Below are 16,288 nucleotides of genomic sequence, written 5' to 3'. Positions count from 1 at the left end.
TCAATCCATGCAAAATAGAATAACAGAGCTCTTCGGAATAAAATATCCTATTGTTCAAGCAGGTATGATTTGGACCAGCGGTTGGCGCTTAGCTTCTGCTGTCTCCAATGCAGGAGGCTTGGGATTGATTGGTGCAGGTAGTATGTATCCTCAAGTATTGCGCGAGCATATTCAAAAATGTCAGCAAGCAACCGATAAACCTTTTGGAGTAAACGTACCCATGCTTTATCCTGATTTGGATAAGTTGATGGAAATAATTATAGAGCTGGGAGTGAAAATTGTTTTTACTTCCGCAGGAAATCCAAAAACATGGACTTCTTATTTACAGGAAAAAGGAATTATAGTAGTTCATGTAGTCAGTAGCTTAAAGTTTGCTATAAAGTCTCAAGAGGCCGGAGTAGACGCTATAGTTGCGGAAGGTTTTGAAGCTGGAGGGCATAATGGTCGAGATGAAACTACTACGCTTACTTTAATTCCTGCGGTTAAGGAAAAATTAGATATTCCCATAATTGCTGCAGGGGGAATAGCAACCGGTGCAGCCATGCTCGCTACTATGATTTTAGGTGCGGATGGAGTGCAAGTAGGTAGTCGTTTTGTGGCTAGTGATGAGGCATCTTCACATCCGCTATTTAAACAAAAAGTAGTAGAAGCAGGTGAGGGTGATACCCAGCTTACTTTAAAAGAATTGGCTCCTGTTCGATTAATAAAAAATAAGTTTTATCAAGATGTTCAGACTGCCTATGCTAATGGTGCTTCAAAAGAAGATTTGATTTCTTTATTGGGAAGGGCTCGTGCCAAGCGAGGTATTTTTGAAGGTGATATGGAAGAGGGTGAACTTGAAATTGGTCAAGTAGCATCGCTTATTCATACCATTAAACCAGCAGCAAGTATTGTAAACGATATGATGACAGAATTTGAAATTGCAAAGAAGAAAGTTGCTTCTTTATAATTTACAAATGATATAAAATAAAAAAGCCCTCCATTATGGAGGGCTTTTTTGTTGTTTTCTGTCTAGCCTTCTTTAAGACTAGCAAGATATTCTATTAAGTTTCGCAATTCTCTTTTTGAGATTAAACGACCCATTGGTGGCATAGCCGATGGCATATTTTCGCGTTTCTCAATGCGTGATATAGGTATATCCAAAGGCTCTGCCTCAGAAGTTCTTAAGGTAAGTTCCTCGTGAGTTTCTGCCTCAAGAATACCATTTACTACTTGCCCGTCTTTCAGGGTAAGTGAAACGCTACCATAACCTGGAGCCAATCTAGCGCTTGGCTCAATAAGTGCTTCAAGAATTTGTTCTCTACTTAAAATATTTCCAATATTTTCCAGAGATGGTCCTACGTCACCACCTGCGCTGCCAATAGCATGGCATCGGGTACATTGGGCAGTTGGGTTTTTATTGAAAACATTTCTACCGTCTCTGGAATTACCGCCAACTAAGGTTTCCTTAAAGGCGTCCATGGAGTTTCCGTTTTCCTTTAATGGCTTTAATTGCGCAATTAAGTTTTCGTCTTTGGTTGCTTCAACTGCTTCAATAAGGTCTAGAATAACACTTTGCTTTAAGCGCTCTGCGCTAGCTTGTTTTATTAATCCTTCTAAAACTTCGCCACTTTTCTCAACGGGAAGTTCACCTAAAACACTTAACAATTGTTGTTGCTCACGAACTGATCCCTTTTGGAAAATAGGTTTGATGATGTTAGGCAGGTTCTCTTTGGATATGTCCATTTTCGGCATTAGGCTAATAGCTGTGGTACGCACATCTTTATCTCCGTCTTTCATACCATATTGCATGGCAGTTTCAACCTTATCAAAATTTAGTTTTCCTAATGCTTGCAAAACCTCAGACCTTACTTTTGGCGACTTGTTCTTTTTCATGATAGCAAAAAGAGCATCGTTATGTGTATCGATTCCTAAGTTGGCTAAGGTGTTGGTGATACCTATAATAATGTCCACATCCGTATCCTCAAGAAAATCTGGAATATCTTTTTCAATTTTCTGTTTTACAACATTGGGGTCTCTTTTGATTTCTCCACGGAAACGGCCATCAACTCTATCAAGTACAGACGGTTCTGCCCATGTGCCAATGGTGGCTAAAGCTTCACCTCTTAGTATATTAGACCTATTTTTATCTTTAGCAAAAGCGATAAGGTTTTCTAATTCTTTGTCAGTTCCCACACGAAGTGCGGAATTAATAGCCCTACGCAACAAAGGTTCTGAATTAAATTTTTCTACGGTTAACATATCTGCAAGCGCAGGAAGTGCAGCGTCAATAGACCAATCATCATTAATAGCTCTGGCGGCTTCGGTTACAATATACTCATCTTCGTCTTTTAAAAATTCTGCAACTGCAGGATCTTGAAGTCTACGTAAAACTAGAACTGCGGCTATTCGCAAGCTTCGGTTGGGATTGTGTGCTAAAGTGGTAATAGATTCAGTTTTTCCAATTCTAGATAGCGCTAAAACGGCAGCGTGTCTTAAATAAACATCATCGTCATTGTTTGCTACGATAAAGTCTAATAAAGGCTGAACGGCAGCTTCGGTTTTAAATCTACCCAAAGCTTGAGCGGCAAAGAATTTTACACGCGAATTGTCATGCTTTAAAAGCGGAATCAATTTCGTTCCTGCATCAATATAATTTGCATCTCCTAAAATTTTAGCGGACTGAGCAATAATTTCAGGGTCGCTATCAGCTAATAGTGCCACAAGTGGCTCCGCTTCCGAGGCATCTTTATCTGCAACCTGACCAATACCCCAAATAGCGTGGATACGTGCAAATTGATTTGCATTATTAGCAGCCACTTCTTTAAGTGCGTTGTAACCTTTTGAGCCATTTTTCACCAATTGAAATTGAGCTTTCTTTCTAATACGCATATCACCATAAGAAAGCAATTTTACCAACTCATCTGTGGATTGCTCTTTATAGTCCAAGGTCATTAAGCGTTCGGTCTCTTTTCGTTCTTTCTCCAGGTCATTCTTAGAATCGCTAACATCTAGTTTCCAAACACGACCGTAGTTTTTAGTACCCCATCCGGTAATCCAATCGGCAACGTACATGGCACCATCCGGACCAAATTGAATTCCAGTAGGTAGAACACCACTTAAGATACTTTTATCCGTATTCAGCTCAAAAGAAGCTCCTTTAGGTTTTAAATCAAAAGCCCAAATGTTAGATCGGTCAGGGTTGCCGACAAACTCTACTAAAAAGAATTTATTGAGCCAATCCTTACCTAAAGCTGTACCTGGGTTAAAAGCCATTCCGGTTGGGCCGTTATGGAAATTTTTAATAGGAGGTACAATGTATGCTGCTTGGCCTTCCCAACGGGGAGTGAATAGCTTTTCATCCATCCAAACTTTATAATCGTTGTTTTTTGGGTCTGTGTATTTACCATACTGCCAGTTAGAACGCCAACCTGAATCGGAACCTTCCACTAAGTGAACAAGTCTTTCGCTTTCTCCTGCATGGTCACCATCATTATCGGAAGAAATAATATTTCCGTAGGTATCAAAAACAAATTCGTGGGTGTTTCTCAATCCTCTAGCAAATACTTCAAAATTGCTTCCATCAGGGTTGGAACGTACAATAACCCCTTGATTTGGATATTTCAGGTTTTGGCCGTCAACAGTAGTAAGGTTGGCACCAATATCACCAATTCCCCAATATATTTTACCATCAGGACCTTCAATGGCTCCGGACATGCCGTGAGCACCAAATCCAATATGTACCGCAAATCCATGGGCTATAGATGTTTTTTCATCCAAAATTAAGTCGTCATTGGTGTCTGTTAAACGCCACATATCTGGGCCTACACCAACAAATACATCGTCTTCGCGGACTAAAAGCGCTCCGGCAACATCGGTGATTTCTTCATTGAAGTCTTCTAGAATTCTAGTTGATTTGTCTGCAATTCCATTATTGTTGTTGTCTTCCAGCATCCAGATTTCATCTTTTTCAACAGTCAAATCTTTCCAGTCATGACTTCCATCTTCGTTAAGATCTGGGAACCATTCGTTTTCCTCACTTTTTTCAGGAGCGAATGTTTCATGTAAGAACTCACGGCGGTCTTCAACAGATTGTAAAGAAATAGAAGCCGTCATCCAATGTTGATATCCTCTAATATCAAACTCTGAATTTTTTTGACGATTGGTACGCGTGAGATACACTTTTCCCTCATCGTCAATTTGCATGGCAATAGGGTCAGGGGCTAAAGAATCTGAAGCCCAAAGTGTTAATTCTAGTCCATCTGCAATTTTAGGGCTTATGCCTTCACGTATTTCCTTTGCTCTACTTACTTCCGTAAGAGAGTCTTCTACAATAACCAACGGGGTTTCCTTTGGCTTTTTAGGCTTGGACTCGCAAGCGCAGAATAGGGTGGTAAGAAGCGATAACGCTAATAAACGGGTGAGTTTGGTTTTGTTTGTCATTGTTGTTTTGTATTCATTGGCAAGTAGCCTATAAAAATAGGTAATTCTGAATACAGTAAACGACAAGCTTTTAATCTTTTTGCTGTGCAGCTATGGCCCTGACGATGATCATTGCTTTGTCCTTTTCATCTTCACGCACATGAATATCTAGCTCGCCATTAATATTGGCTGCAAACCCAGCTAAGCGTGCAGATTCAGAGGCGTCCTTGATAATGGGGCTAATACCAACTTCGTTTAATTTTTCTTCAATACGTTGCGCTGTAAAGCGGTTTCCTGAGTAAATTTTAACTTCATTTGATTTCATATCTTCATTTTTATAACAATATAAAGTTAGCGTGTTATTACACGTTGTAGACCCCGTAAAAAGTTAATTTTTGATTCTATAAATCTGAAGAAAAAAATAGTGTCTAGTTTTCAGAATAGGTCAGAACACTTACTGTAACCAATAGTTGACCTACATGCCGCTGGCTGTGTTCTGCGGCATGAAATAGAAGACCTAAAGTTGTTGACGGAAGTTTTTTTCTTCCTACCGTACGCTCTTCTTTTAAAGTAGCTTCTGTTAGGGTTTTAAAAAACGATACTGCTTGTTCGGTTTTATTTTGAAAGTTGATGATAAGGTCTTTTGTATGGAGTTGTTCATTCGGCTTTCCTTCTTGAGAGAGGTAGTTGAATTGCAATTCTGATAGGTTTTCAGATTTAGCATAAGTCATCATACGGTCTAGCACTCCGGTAATATGCTGTAAGTGAAACCCAACTGAAGCTCTTCCGGCAATTTTGATCCATAATTTGTCCTCCGGAAAATCAAGCAAATAGCGCTCTATTTCCTCGGAAGATTGCAATAGTGCATGTGCAGCAGGTTGCAATAGTAATGGAATTTCTGGAATAGGTCCGCGGAGCCAGACTTCAGGTTTAGGGTCTTGCATGGGTTTTGTCCTAGTTTAATGACTGTGGTTGTAATGTTCCTTTAAAATATCCTGGCCAAAATCATTGGTTAAATCCCGAACTACGGTATGCACGTGGTTGGCATTGTTTTGTGTGTTATCATATTCAATTAAAATGGTAGGTCCTTGAATATGGTAATAATGTCCTTGGTAAGGTTTTTAAGCTGCCTGCCCACGCAAAAGAAAGCTTATTAAAATCTGCTTCTTTAATTTTGGTTTCAAGTGATTTTGAAAATTCAGCTTCGTAGTTGTTTAAATATAAGTTTAAGAGTTTTTTAAAAATTGCTTTCTGTTCTGCTGATAGTTCAGAAAATAGAATTCCTTTAGGTTCTAAGTTAGATGCGGTTCTGTGGTTACGTGTAAATATTTCGTAGGGAGCATCCTTAGCAAATACAGCTTGTGCCAATTGTTTTTCTGAGAGTGAATTAAGAAGTTCAAAACCTATTTCGGTTTCTTTTTTTAATACTTGCTTTCCTTTTGATTTGCCACTAGGCACTGTACCGGGATTAGAACCCATGAAAGATGGTGTTGCAGATACAATAGCTCCTTTAGAAGCAACAAAATTTAAGGACACATGGTGGCCTTCAAACCGCCAGCCCCAAAATTCTCCCGCAGCGGGTTTGCCAAAAATAGAAAAGTGATAGTTTAGGGCGTCTCTCATAGAAGTTCCATCTGGCATCTTCTTTTTGTTATTTTCTAGAACAGCTAAGATGTTTTCTAATGCCATGATTTCTGATGCTTTACGGAAACCTTCTTGGCTAAGAGAGGCTTTTAATAAGTTGGTTGCAGCTTCTTTTTGCTTCGCATTAAAATCATTAAAAGTTGGTCCTTTTCTTACAATCGGCACATAATTGAAAGTGAAACGTTCATCATCATTAAGTTGGAACTGAGCTTTTTCTAGGAGGCCTACATCCAAAGAATTGAGAAAATCTTGAGCTAGAATATGTAGTTCTTGAGTGTGGCCTATTGCAAAAAACAGAATACAGAAAGGTAATAACAGTTCTTTATGTCTCATTACTTTAGTTTCTTATAGCGCAGCGTGCTAATAATAAGCTTTAAATGTAATGAACTGTCATTAAATTAACTAGCAGTATGGGCTGAACCTTAATAGACCTCGATATAAAAAGGAGTGCCACTTAATAATAGATTTTGATAGTTAATTGACCGGAATAGAATTTTTGGAATTAATATACGCTGTAATTTAAAAGATTTAAAGAAGGTTTGCGCATAAGATTCAGTTCTTCTGAATATCCAGATTTAGAAAAAGTACGTAATAAAGTCTCAAAATTAGTGCCGTCGGTAATTAATTTAAGCTGATATTCTTCACATTTAATAATAACCTGAGTCTCAGATATTTTGTATTCTGATGGGTAGACCTTAAAGAAACGAGCTACGCGGCTTGGTATGCCCATTTTCATTAAAATATGCATTGGAGAAAGGTAAAAGGTGTCTATAGTTTCTTTGCCCCTAACTAAACTAATAGACTCTATTTCATTCTTTAATAGAGGAATTATACTCTCATGATTATTAAAGTTACCCGCTACCATAATCCCCTTTGGTGAAATTTTTAAATCACATCTGGTCTGAGATAAAAGTAAATCTGTTTTGTAGTCTTTGTTCTTAAAATCTACAAGACGAAATCTATATTTTGGCTTGGACCGTAAAAAATTGAAAAATTTCGGGGACGTTTTAGCAACTAAAGGAGATGTTCTCTTCATTCCTGTTCTCTTAGGTTTGGTTCGTAAATAGATTTTAAAGGGGCGGTATGTTTACATACCTACTGGGGACTGCAATTTACAGAATTATGACGAAATTTTTGGGCGGTTAAACGAGGATAGAGCTAAAAATGGGGGTTATCAAACCCTCGTTTTAGTGCCTATCACTTGTGACTATTAGGATTGCGAATTGATTATAAAATCATATTAAAGTTATCAACATGAGCGTTGGTGATAACTTGTTAACAACTTTTTTCGACTTTATTCGTTGTGGAAGAAAATTGTATTTAAAGAATATGGTTAAATAAGTCCCCGAGCCTTGATTTCTAGGTACTTATTGATGGTATTCATGGTTAAGTTCTCTGGCTTGGTTAAGATGGTCTGAATACCATATTTCTGAAGTTCTTTCTGCATTAAACGTTTTTCTAACGTAAATTTTTCAGCTATAGTTTTATGGTAAATGGTTTGAATGTCTTGGGCATCTTTAGAAATTAGAGTGTCCAATTCTGTGTTCTCAAAGAATATGACCACGAGCACATGCTTTTTGGCAATTGCACTTAAGAAAGGAAGCTGTCTTTTTAGCGCTGATATATGTTCAAAGTTGGTGTAGAGTAGAAGTAAACTTCTTTGGTTAACGTTCCTTTTTACGTGAGCATAGAGCATGCCATAATCTGCATCGGTAAACTGGGTATTAATATTATAAAGCTTTTCTAAAATGGTATTTAAATGGGTAATTTTTTGAATGGCGGGAACAAAGGATTCAATTTTTTTAGAGAATGCAATCATGCCCGTTTTGTCGTTTCGTTTTAAAGCAACATTAGAAAAAGCCAAAGCAGAATTAATGGCGTAATCCAATAATTTAAGTCCGTTGAAAGGCATTTTCATTACTCGGCCTGTATCAATAATAGAATAAATGGGCTGTGAGCGTTCATCTTGGTATTGGTTGACCATTAATTGGTTCTGTTTGGCCGTAGCCTTCCAGTTAACGGTTCTAAAATCATCTCCTTGAACATATTCCTTTATCTGCTCAAATTCTTGGGTGTGCCCAATTCTGCGTATTTTTTTTAGTCCAATTTCTGTAAGTCGGTTATTGATAGCTAAAAAGTCGTACTGCTGCATTTGGATAATGCTTGGGTACACCGGTACCATCTGGTCTTTCTGAAAAACGAACTTTCTTTTAATAATTTTTAAAGGCGATGAGGCAAAAACAATTAAGTTTCCAAAAACATATTCTCCGCGGTCAACAGGTCTAACCGTGTATTTAAATTCTTTTTTCTCTCCTTTTGATAAACTGATTTTATGGTCAAAATCGCGCTTTTGAAATTGAGCAGGTAGCTCATCAATAATTGAAACCTGTGTCAGGAATGTATAGTGACTTTCAAACTTTATTGAAATAGGATTTAAATCACTATTGGATAATTTTTTTGGTAATATCCTGGATGCTTTTATACCTGTTTTAGCGGTATATAATAAATACGCATCAAATAAGAAGAGCGCAATTAAAAGTAAGCTCAGAAGCCAAGTAACAGGGTAGAGCACGGGTATCCAATAGCTAAGTATAAAGCTAGCCGATAGTATAGCTATATACCTAAAGAAAACGTTGTGTATGTAGAACGATTTTAAAAATTGCATTCTTATCTCGGAATTTCTACCGACTCTGTTATCATTTGAATTACGCTTTCTGTGGTCATGCCTTCCATCTCACGTTCAGGAGTTAAAATTACCCTGTGGTTAAGAACTGGCACCAATGTTTTTTTAATGTCTTCTGGGGTAACAAAGTCTCGCCCACTAATTGCAGCGAAGGCTTTTGCGGCATTTAATGTGGCAATGGAAGCTCTAGGAGAACCTCCTAAATAAAGGTGCGGATGGTTTCTGGTTTTAGAAATAATCTCTGCAATGTATTTTATAATCTTTTCTTCTACGATGACATCTTGAATGTTCGTTTTAAAACTAGCAAGTTGTTCTGGTGTCAATACACCATTTATGAGTTCTTTTACGACAGCTCCTTTACGCTCGTGGTGGGTTTTGATAATTAAAACTTCTTCCTCTAGTGAAGGGTATTCCACTTTAATTTTAAATAAGAATCGGTCTAGTTGCGCTTCGGGTAGGGCATAAGTACCTTCTTGGTCAATAGGGTTTTGGGTGGCCAAGACCATAAAAGGTGCTTTCATTTTATAGGTGGTACCGTCCATGGTCACTTGGCGTTCCTCCATGGTTTCGAACATGGCCGCCTGTGTCTTTGCTGGAGCCCTGTTTATTTCATCAATCAGAATAATATTAGAAAAAATAGGACCCTTCTTATACTCAAACTCAGAGGTCTTTACGTTAAAAATGGAAGTACCAAGGATATCACTAGGCATTAAATCCGGTGTAAACTGAATTCTACTAAAATCTGTCTTTAGGGTTTTTGCAAAAAGTTTTGCGGTAATAGTTTTGGCAATTATGGCACACCTTCAATAAGAACATGACCATCAACTAATAAAGAGACAATGAGAAGTTCTATGAAATTCTCTTGTCCTATAATGACTTTAGAAAGTTCCCTTTTTATTCCATTAACGGCATTCTTTAAATCTTCTAACGGAATACGATTGTTGAAGTTGAGTTCTTCATTTTGCATCTCATTATTTTCCATGTGATTTCTTTTTAAAATTTTCTATGGCCGAATTCAGTTTTTGCAACTCAATGTCAGTCAAATTATCTTTTGCTTCCAATTGTTCTAAAAGTGAAAAAAGTGCTTTTATTTCTTCTTTACTATGATTGCTACGCATAGCTAAATTGGTATAGAACGAATCATCTCTTTTTAGGGTGTTCATGTAAAAACGGGAACGGATGTACTCTAAGAAATGGGCAATTTTATGTTCGGTAATTTGTTTTCTTTCACCTTTTTCAAAATACATATCTGCAATGGTACGGGTAAATGCCAGCGTCTGATTTTTAAGTGGAGGAATTACCGGTATGGCCCTTTGTTTTCGCTTTCCTTCAAAAAAGACATAAATAACCACGCCAATCAAAGCAAGATAATAGGCCCATTTGAATTCCTTGGTATTTAGAAAAACATACATAGGCGAAGTGTAAACGGCTTTTCCACTTTTATGATGGTTATCCATATAAATGGTGCGGGAGTCATCTAAATAAGACAAGACTCCTGCGGTATACTGCTTGTTGTTATCTTTTAAAATAAAATAATTTGTAAACGCTTTTGGGAAAGTACTTAGAATGACCTCTCCTTTGCCAAATGACCTCTTGATTACGTTGTTTACTTCTTCATTCTTCTTTTTGTTCTTCTCTATATTGGCTACAGTTCCCAAAATAGTCATAGAATCTGTTCCGTATTTCATGAAATACGTTACATAATCTTCTTTTTTGAAAATGTAACCGTCTTCTGAATTTAAAAGAGGGTTAACCAATCTATGTTTATGGGATCGTATGTTTTCTAATCCGCTAAAAAGAGTAGCAGTATTTAGTTTAAGAGTGTCCAGAAGTTTTTCTTCATAATTTTCGGAAGCAATGAAAAGGGTATTTCCTTTATCTACCCAATCTAAAAGCGAAAGTAGTTCTGCTTCTCCAAAACTTACATTGTTGTTAACAAAGAAGTAGGTTCCCGAAATGTCTTCATTTTCTTTTAGGAACTCAAAAGGAGGGATGTTCACTTGTTGAATCTTGCCTTTAAACAGATGTTCCATAACATCGTTTAAGACAAAAGTGCCGTAGGGAATCTTATGTTTGGCCACGTAGGAGTTGGTCCAGTTTATTTCCTTAGGACGGTTGTATTGTATAACCATCAACAATGCTACTGTAGCTACGGCTATGATTATATATTTTAGTCCTTTCTTATCCATTTGTGCGTATGATTTTTTCTATGGATAGAAAGGTTTTCTTTGCCTTTGAATACTCTAATTCTGTGATATGAAAATCTCCATACCAAGTAAAATCATATAAACGAGTTATGTTGATGAATGGATTTTGGAGCTCTGTCTTTGAAATTTCCTTTATATAATCGTCATTCGTTTTTTGGGGCTCCCAAGAAATAAGTTCTTTCTCACTAAGTAGTTTTAGAACTTGCAAATAAGAATAACGAACCGCTAAACGGAAGTCGTTTTTAGCAAGTGCTTTTTGAATGAGGTCTTGGATGTTTTCATTTTTGATAATATGTTCTTCTTCGGACAATGAAACTAAAGCCTTGTTACTTTTGGCCTGTCGTAGAGCACTGGCGTTAATATTCAGAAAAAACCGAATAAGAATATAAATGAGGATGCCTAAAAGTAAATAAGGTGCCAGACGTAAGAATGTAGCCAAAATACCTGAAGCTTCTTCAACTCCAAAAATACCTTCCAAAATGCGTAAGATTAAATTGCTTAGCCAACTTTTAAAGTCATCCCACCAAGTACGTTCGGCTTCTATAACCTCATATTTAAAAGCATTGTCTTCGTAAAATTTACTTAGATCAGCGTCGCTTATAGTTTTCACTTTAAGCGCAACCGTATCATAGGCAATCCCTAAAGAGTCTTTCTGTGCAGTTAAAAACCCCGCGCAACATAGGCTTAGCAATAAGAAGAAATGCAGTTTCCGCATATTTATTCGTCTGTTCCTCCAAGATTTTTTATGCGTTCATAAGTACCTGTAAAGTTCTTTTTTTCGTTTAAATCAAAATAAATCAAAACACTTGCAACAACAGATATAATATTCAATAGAAATTGGGCAAGCGTGCTAATAATTCCTAGTACAATTGAAACAGGGTCTGCTAGGGTAAAATTCTCAGCGTCTATTTCTCCTGAGAGGATTCCCATTTTTGCATAGGTATATATGGTAGCAGGTAAAGCAAAAGCATAACTGGCAACCATAACTATGATACCTACTACAAAAAGAGAAGCAAAAGTTATCCACCAATACTCCTTGACTAAACTAAAACTAGCACTAAAAGCATCCGAAACACTCTTACCATCAAAAGCCAAAATACTGAATGATAGTACAAGGGGTACATATAGATAAATACCTGGAATAAGACAGAAAAGAAAACCACAGCCTACGCAAATAGCTACTAAAAAGCCTAGACCTATAAACTTCCAGAAAGAGCCGTAAACGTTTTGTTTTATTTCAATAAAATCTATGTTACCATTATGTTTTATGTAAGATTTAATATAAAACAAGGTAGTGGCCTGTGACATAACATAGGTAGTAACGGTGGCAATTATAAATACCAGAACTATTATAAAAGTTGCAAAACCATTTATTACTGAAGTTGAACCGGTCATAGTAAGGTTCATCATATCGCCTATTTGGAACATATAAAAGCCATAACTAATAAGCATAACTGCCAAGTAGGGCGCTATTATCTTAAAAAATACTCCAAAAAATGTTTTGAATTCGTTGCGTAAAAAGCCAAAGGTGTCGGACAGAATTTGGCTCATTTCCCGTTGTTTCTTAAACTCTATAAACTGTTTCATGGGGTTGGTCTTTTGTTGAGTCGTTTAGGATATATAACGTAGTAAAAAAGAATTAGTGCCAGAGAGGCTAAAATAATGAGAATGGCCAATGCGTCCGGCATTTCTGTATGACGGGTAACGAAACCTTCTAAGAAGCCGGCAATGATAAAAAATGGTACCGTACTGAGCATAATTTTCAAACCGTTTTGGACGCCTCTTTTAAAAGATTCAAGTCTGGTATACGTGCTTATGGAAATAAAATACCATTGGCAAGTACGAGTCCTGCGCAACCAGCGATAATGATTACAGCTATTTCTATGGTACCGTGAATCCATATGGTTCTTACAGATTCCCAAAGCAAACCTTTGTCGTAAAAGAAGTATTGAAAACTACCCAACATAATTCCATTCTGCATCATAACAAATAATGTTCCTATGCCCAATAAAATGCCATATGCGAATGCCATTAGTGCTACACGAATATTGTTAATGGTAATGCCTAAGAACATATTGAATTCTCCCATCTGTTTATAAACGGCCATGGGGTCACCTTTTTCAATATTTTCTAGGGTCATATTTACATAACTATCACCTAAAATTGAACGAACAAACGTACCTTCGTTAGCGGCTGAAAAAGCACCTACTAAGCTAAAAAAATACTAGAAAGGCAATCAGCAATTCACGTTGGTGATGGTAGAACATTGTTGGGAACTCCGTTTTCCAGAATTCCAGAATACGGTTCTTGGGTTCTCGCTTGGTTTTGTATATTTTTTGATGGGCTTGTGAGGCTAAGGTGTTGAGATAAAACTCCGTATTGCTGCCTGCATAAAAGGTCTTGGCGTAGCTAAGATGGTCCGTGATTTCAATATAGAGATCGGACAATTTATCAGGGGTCAAAGCCGTTTTATTCGACAGGGCATTTTCAAAAGTAGCCCATTTGTCTTTATTTTGCTTTACAAAGGCGGCCTCGCGCATCAACTCTTGGTTTATACCAAAGAAACGAAACTATGGAACAATTTCAAATAGAAACAGCCCAAAATATAACCATTAACCAGCATACAGCCCATCTAGGAGACCGCATGTTGGCCTATCTCATGGATAGTTTAATCATCCTTGCCTATACCATACTAATGATTATAGGTTTACTGTCCTTAGATATAGAATTTGGGGATATGTGGGCGCTTTATATGCTTATAAGCCTTCCTGCCTTTTTATATTATGTGTTGCTAGAAACTTTTATGGATGGGCAAACCGTTGGTAAAACTGTAATGAAGATTAGGGTGGTGAAATTGGATGGTTCTAAACCGGGTTTCTCTAGTTACTTTGTACGATGGATATTACGTATTATAGATGTTGTTTTAACTACTGGAGGTGTTGCTGTACTAACTATTTTAATTCGTGGTAACGGCCAACGGGTGGGAGATATAGCTGCGGGAACAACGGTAATCAGTGAAAAAAAGCGTATTTCTTTAAAAGATACCTTGTTACGGGATTTACCAGAAGATTATAAACCACAATTTCCGCAGGTAACAGTTTTTAAAGACCGCGAAATGCAGACCATAAAAGAATTTTACGATGCCGCAAAACGCAACGGAAACCACAATGTAATTGTATCTTTGAGCGATCAAATCAAAAAAGTTACGAGCATCACTTCGGAAATGAATCCCATTGATTTTGTAGACATGATAATCAAGGATTATAGCTATTACACGCAACAGCTTTAATTACTGTATTATAGTTTGATAAGAAAGGTTGCAAAGCCCAACAGAATTGTAAAATACACTCAAAATAATTCTTAGCGCATGTTTTATTTTTTAATTGATATTCTAGGTACTATAGCATTTGCTATCTCTGGGGTATTGGTAGCAATGGATAAAAAACTGGATTTGTTCGGGATTTTTATAATTTCATTCGTAACTGCGGTGGGTGGTGGTACACTACGTGATATGCTTATTGGTAATACGCCTGTACTTTGGATGCGTGAACCTATTTATATAACCGTAATTGCTGGGTCCGTTATCTTTTCCGTAATTTTTGTTAAGCAGTTAAAATATTTGCGAAGAACCCTGTTTCTTTTCGATACTATTGGTATTGGCCTTTTTACCATGCTGGGGATAGAAAAAGGTTTAGCTGCAGATTTGTTGCCTGTAATGTGTATTGCCTTAGGTACAATTACAGCATGTTTTGGGGGCGTTATTCGTGATATGCTTTGTAACGAGATTCCAGTAATTTTTAGAAGAAAAGAAATTTATGCTACGGCCTGTATTATGGGCGGTATTAGTTATTTTATATTGGTGCTTTTACCTTTCGACGCCGCCTATGCGTATGTTGGAGCCATCATGATAATTATTATTACCCGTCTATTGGCTGTTAAGTTTGGCATTGCGCTGCCCAATATTTACAAGAAAGTAGAGAGTTAGACTTTCTATTAAATCTATTCTATTACTTCAGCGTTTTGGATGTATATATTCTGGGAAGGCCAATCGCCCTCACCAATTTCTACGCTGTTTATTTTGTCCACAACATCCATACCTTCAATGACTTTTCCAAAAGGGGTAAAATCACCATCTAAATGATATGATCCCGGTTTTGTTACCACAATGAAAAACTCAAAAGGTGATGCCAGCATATGCGGATTGTTAATTTCACTACTGGGCATAGATATTACACCTCTATGGTGTTTATGACCTTTTCTAGTATCCGGAGGGAGTAAATACCGCCCTATTTTACTTCGTTTTCTTCCGGTTTTTACGTCATCGGAATTTCCACCCTGAATGATAAAGTTCTTTACTATACGGTGAAATTGGGTGTCTTTAAAATACCCTTTACGGGTTAAGTAAATAAAATTGGCCTTGTGATAAGGAACATTATCAAACAACTGAATGGTAAAGCTTCCCAATCGGGTGGTGATTTTTACTTTATCAACTTTAAGGTCTTTTTGATATTCAAAGAAAAAGTCTATGGCATTTTCTTCGGTCAGGACAAATTCCTTTTCTTTTTTTATTTCGGTTGAATCTATTTGAACAGAATCTTTTTTTGCTACGACTTCTACTGTAGACTTTTGCTTTTCTTTAGGACTTTCGCCACAGGAAGCCAGAAAAATAAGTGGTAATATTGTTAGTATAATTGAATTTCTGATTGTCATGAATTTTGATGATTTCTCTATTCGAATCCCAAAAATAAAGAATCTGCCTTTACCCGGTGAGGCTTCGCATTTAAAAATGGCTCCTCAATTTAGGTTAGAGGAGTTACAAGATGCTCGTAAAAAGCCTCAAATAACTAAAAAAGCTGCTGTTATGGCCCTTTTTTACCCAGATGCGGCCAATTTAACACGTTTATTGCTCATTTTACGAAAGAGTCATCCTAAGGATGTGCATTCCAATCAGATTGGTTTTCCAGGAGGGCAAGTAGAAGCAGAAGATATTAATATGATGGCCACGGCACTTAGGGAAACTCATGAAGAAGTAGGTGTAGAGCCAAATAGCGTAAAAATCATTAAGTCGTTAACGGATATTTATATTCCACCAAGTAATTTTGATGTGCACCCGTTTATGGGGCTTTACAATGGCGCGGAGCCTTTTTTACTTCAAGAGACTGAAGTAGAAGAACTAGTTGAGGTTCCTTTGATGGATTTTATGGATGACGCTAACATTTTTACAGAAGAAATGACTACTTCTTACGCTTCAAATGTACCCGTACCTGCCTTTAAATTAAATGGTTATACCGTTTGGGGAGCAACAGGAATGATGCTTAGTGAAATCAAGGCCTTGTTACAACAGGTTTTATAG

General features: G+C 37.1%; 15 protein-coding genes and 2 pseudogenes. 4 read left to right on the top strand and 13 right to left on the bottom strand.

What is annotated here, in order from left to right:
• The first annotated feature begins 7 nt into the window (after positions 1-7).
• Positions 8-949, top strand: a complete 942-nt coding sequence (locus Q5W13_RS02465; RefSeq protein WP_304445266.1) for an NAD(P)H-dependent flavin oxidoreductase — start codon at positions 8-10, stop codon at positions 947-949.
• Between the two features lie 62 nt (positions 950-1,011).
• Here the strand turns inward: Q5W13_RS02465 and Q5W13_RS02460 are convergent, their stop codons facing one another.
• From Q5W13_RS02460 to Q5W13_RS02410, 12 genes and pseudogenes are all read right to left on the bottom strand, one after another.
• Complete coding sequence (locus Q5W13_RS02460) at positions 1,012-4,422, bottom strand: HEAT repeat domain-containing protein (RefSeq protein ID WP_304445265.1); 3,411 nt, start codon at positions 4,420-4,422, stop codon at positions 1,012-1,014.
• A 70-nt stretch (positions 4,423-4,492) separates the two neighbouring features.
• Positions 4,493-4,726 (bottom strand): putative signal transducing protein, encoded by a 234-nt coding sequence (locus Q5W13_RS02455; protein ID WP_304445264.1) that lies wholly within the window; start codon positions 4,724-4,726, stop codon positions 4,493-4,495.
• A 103-nt stretch (positions 4,727-4,829) separates the two neighbouring features.
• Complete coding sequence (locus tag Q5W13_RS02450) at positions 4,830-5,345, bottom strand: DinB family protein (protein WP_304445263.1); 516 nt, start codon at positions 5,343-5,345, stop codon at positions 4,830-4,832.
• Positions 5,346-5,360: 15 nt separating this feature from the next.
• A complete protein-coding gene (locus Q5W13_RS24540) occupies positions 5,361-5,474 on the bottom strand; it encodes a DUF3500 domain-containing protein (RefSeq protein ID WP_368662544.1) in 114 nt (37 codons plus the stop codon).
• Positions 5,470-6,378 (bottom strand): DUF3500 domain-containing protein, encoded by a 909-nt coding sequence (locus tag Q5W13_RS02445; protein ID WP_304445262.1) that lies wholly within the window; start codon positions 6,376-6,378, stop codon positions 5,470-5,472. Before Q5W13_RS02445 ends, Q5W13_RS24540 begins: the two co-directional genes overlap by 5 nt.
• Before the next feature lie 169 nt (positions 6,379-6,547).
• Positions 6,548-7,081, bottom strand: a complete 534-nt coding sequence (locus tag Q5W13_RS02440; RefSeq protein WP_304445261.1) for a hypothetical protein — start codon at positions 7,079-7,081, stop codon at positions 6,548-6,550.
• 297 nt (positions 7,082-7,378) lie between these two features.
• Entirely contained in the window at positions 7,379-8,710 is a 1,332-nt protein-coding gene (locus tag Q5W13_RS02435) for a DUF58 domain-containing protein (protein WP_304445260.1), read from the bottom strand.
• 2 nt (positions 8,711-8,712) lie between these two features.
• A pseudogene (locus Q5W13_RS02430) lies at positions 8,713-9,710 on the bottom strand (AAA family ATPase).
• On the bottom strand, positions 9,700-10,917 hold the full coding sequence (locus tag Q5W13_RS02425) for a DUF4350 domain-containing protein (protein WP_304445259.1): 1,218 nt from the start codon (positions 10,915-10,917) through the stop codon (positions 9,700-9,702). The pseudogene Q5W13_RS02430 and the gene Q5W13_RS02425 overlap by 11 nt, the downstream one beginning before the upstream one ends.
• The gene (locus Q5W13_RS02420; RefSeq protein ID WP_304445258.1) at positions 10,910-11,650 is read right to left on the bottom strand and encodes a DUF4129 domain-containing protein; all 741 of its coding nucleotides are present in this window, start codon (positions 11,648-11,650) and stop codon (positions 10,910-10,912) included. The genes Q5W13_RS02425 and Q5W13_RS02420 overlap by 8 nt, the downstream gene beginning before the upstream one ends.
• Positions 11,651-11,652: 2 nt before the next feature.
• Positions 11,653-12,522: a hypothetical protein gene (locus Q5W13_RS02415; protein WP_304445257.1), complete on the bottom strand. Its 870-nt coding sequence runs from the start codon at positions 12,520-12,522 to the stop codon at positions 11,653-11,655.
• A pseudogene (locus Q5W13_RS02410) lies at positions 12,519-13,475 on the bottom strand (stage II sporulation protein M). Before Q5W13_RS02410 ends, Q5W13_RS02415 begins: the two are co-directional and overlap by 4 nt.
• Positions 13,476-13,507: 32 nt before the next feature.
• Here Q5W13_RS02410 and Q5W13_RS02405 point away from each other — a divergent pair.
• Together Q5W13_RS02405 and Q5W13_RS02400 are read left to right on the top strand one after the other, a co-directional pair.
• Positions 13,508-14,224 (top strand): RDD family protein, encoded by a 717-nt coding sequence (locus Q5W13_RS02405; protein WP_155597411.1) that lies wholly within the window; start codon positions 13,508-13,510, stop codon positions 14,222-14,224.
• Positions 14,225-14,302: 78 nt separating this feature from the next.
• Complete coding sequence (locus Q5W13_RS02400) at positions 14,303-14,920, top strand: trimeric intracellular cation channel family protein (RefSeq protein ID WP_155597410.1); 618 nt, start codon at positions 14,303-14,305, stop codon at positions 14,918-14,920.
• Between the two features lie 14 nt (positions 14,921-14,934).
• Here the strand turns inward: Q5W13_RS02400 and Q5W13_RS02395 are convergent, their stop codons facing one another.
• Positions 14,935-15,645, bottom strand: a complete 711-nt coding sequence (locus Q5W13_RS02395; RefSeq protein WP_304445256.1) for a peptidylprolyl isomerase — start codon at positions 15,643-15,645, stop codon at positions 14,935-14,937.
• Here Q5W13_RS02395 and Q5W13_RS02390 point away from each other — a divergent pair.
• Positions 15,644-16,288 (top strand): NUDIX hydrolase, encoded by a 645-nt coding sequence (locus Q5W13_RS02390; RefSeq protein ID WP_304445255.1) that lies wholly within the window; start codon positions 15,644-15,646, stop codon positions 16,286-16,288. The genes Q5W13_RS02395 and Q5W13_RS02390 overlap by 2 nt on opposite strands.

The sequence above is a fragment of the Zobellia laminariae genome, from assembly GCF_030553095.1.
Classification (GTDB): Bacteria; Bacteroidota; Bacteroidia; order Flavobacteriales; family Flavobacteriaceae; genus Zobellia; species Zobellia laminariae.
The sequence above is the reverse complement of the archived record's forward strand: the minus strand, read 5'-3'. Positions and strand labels throughout refer to the sequence as shown.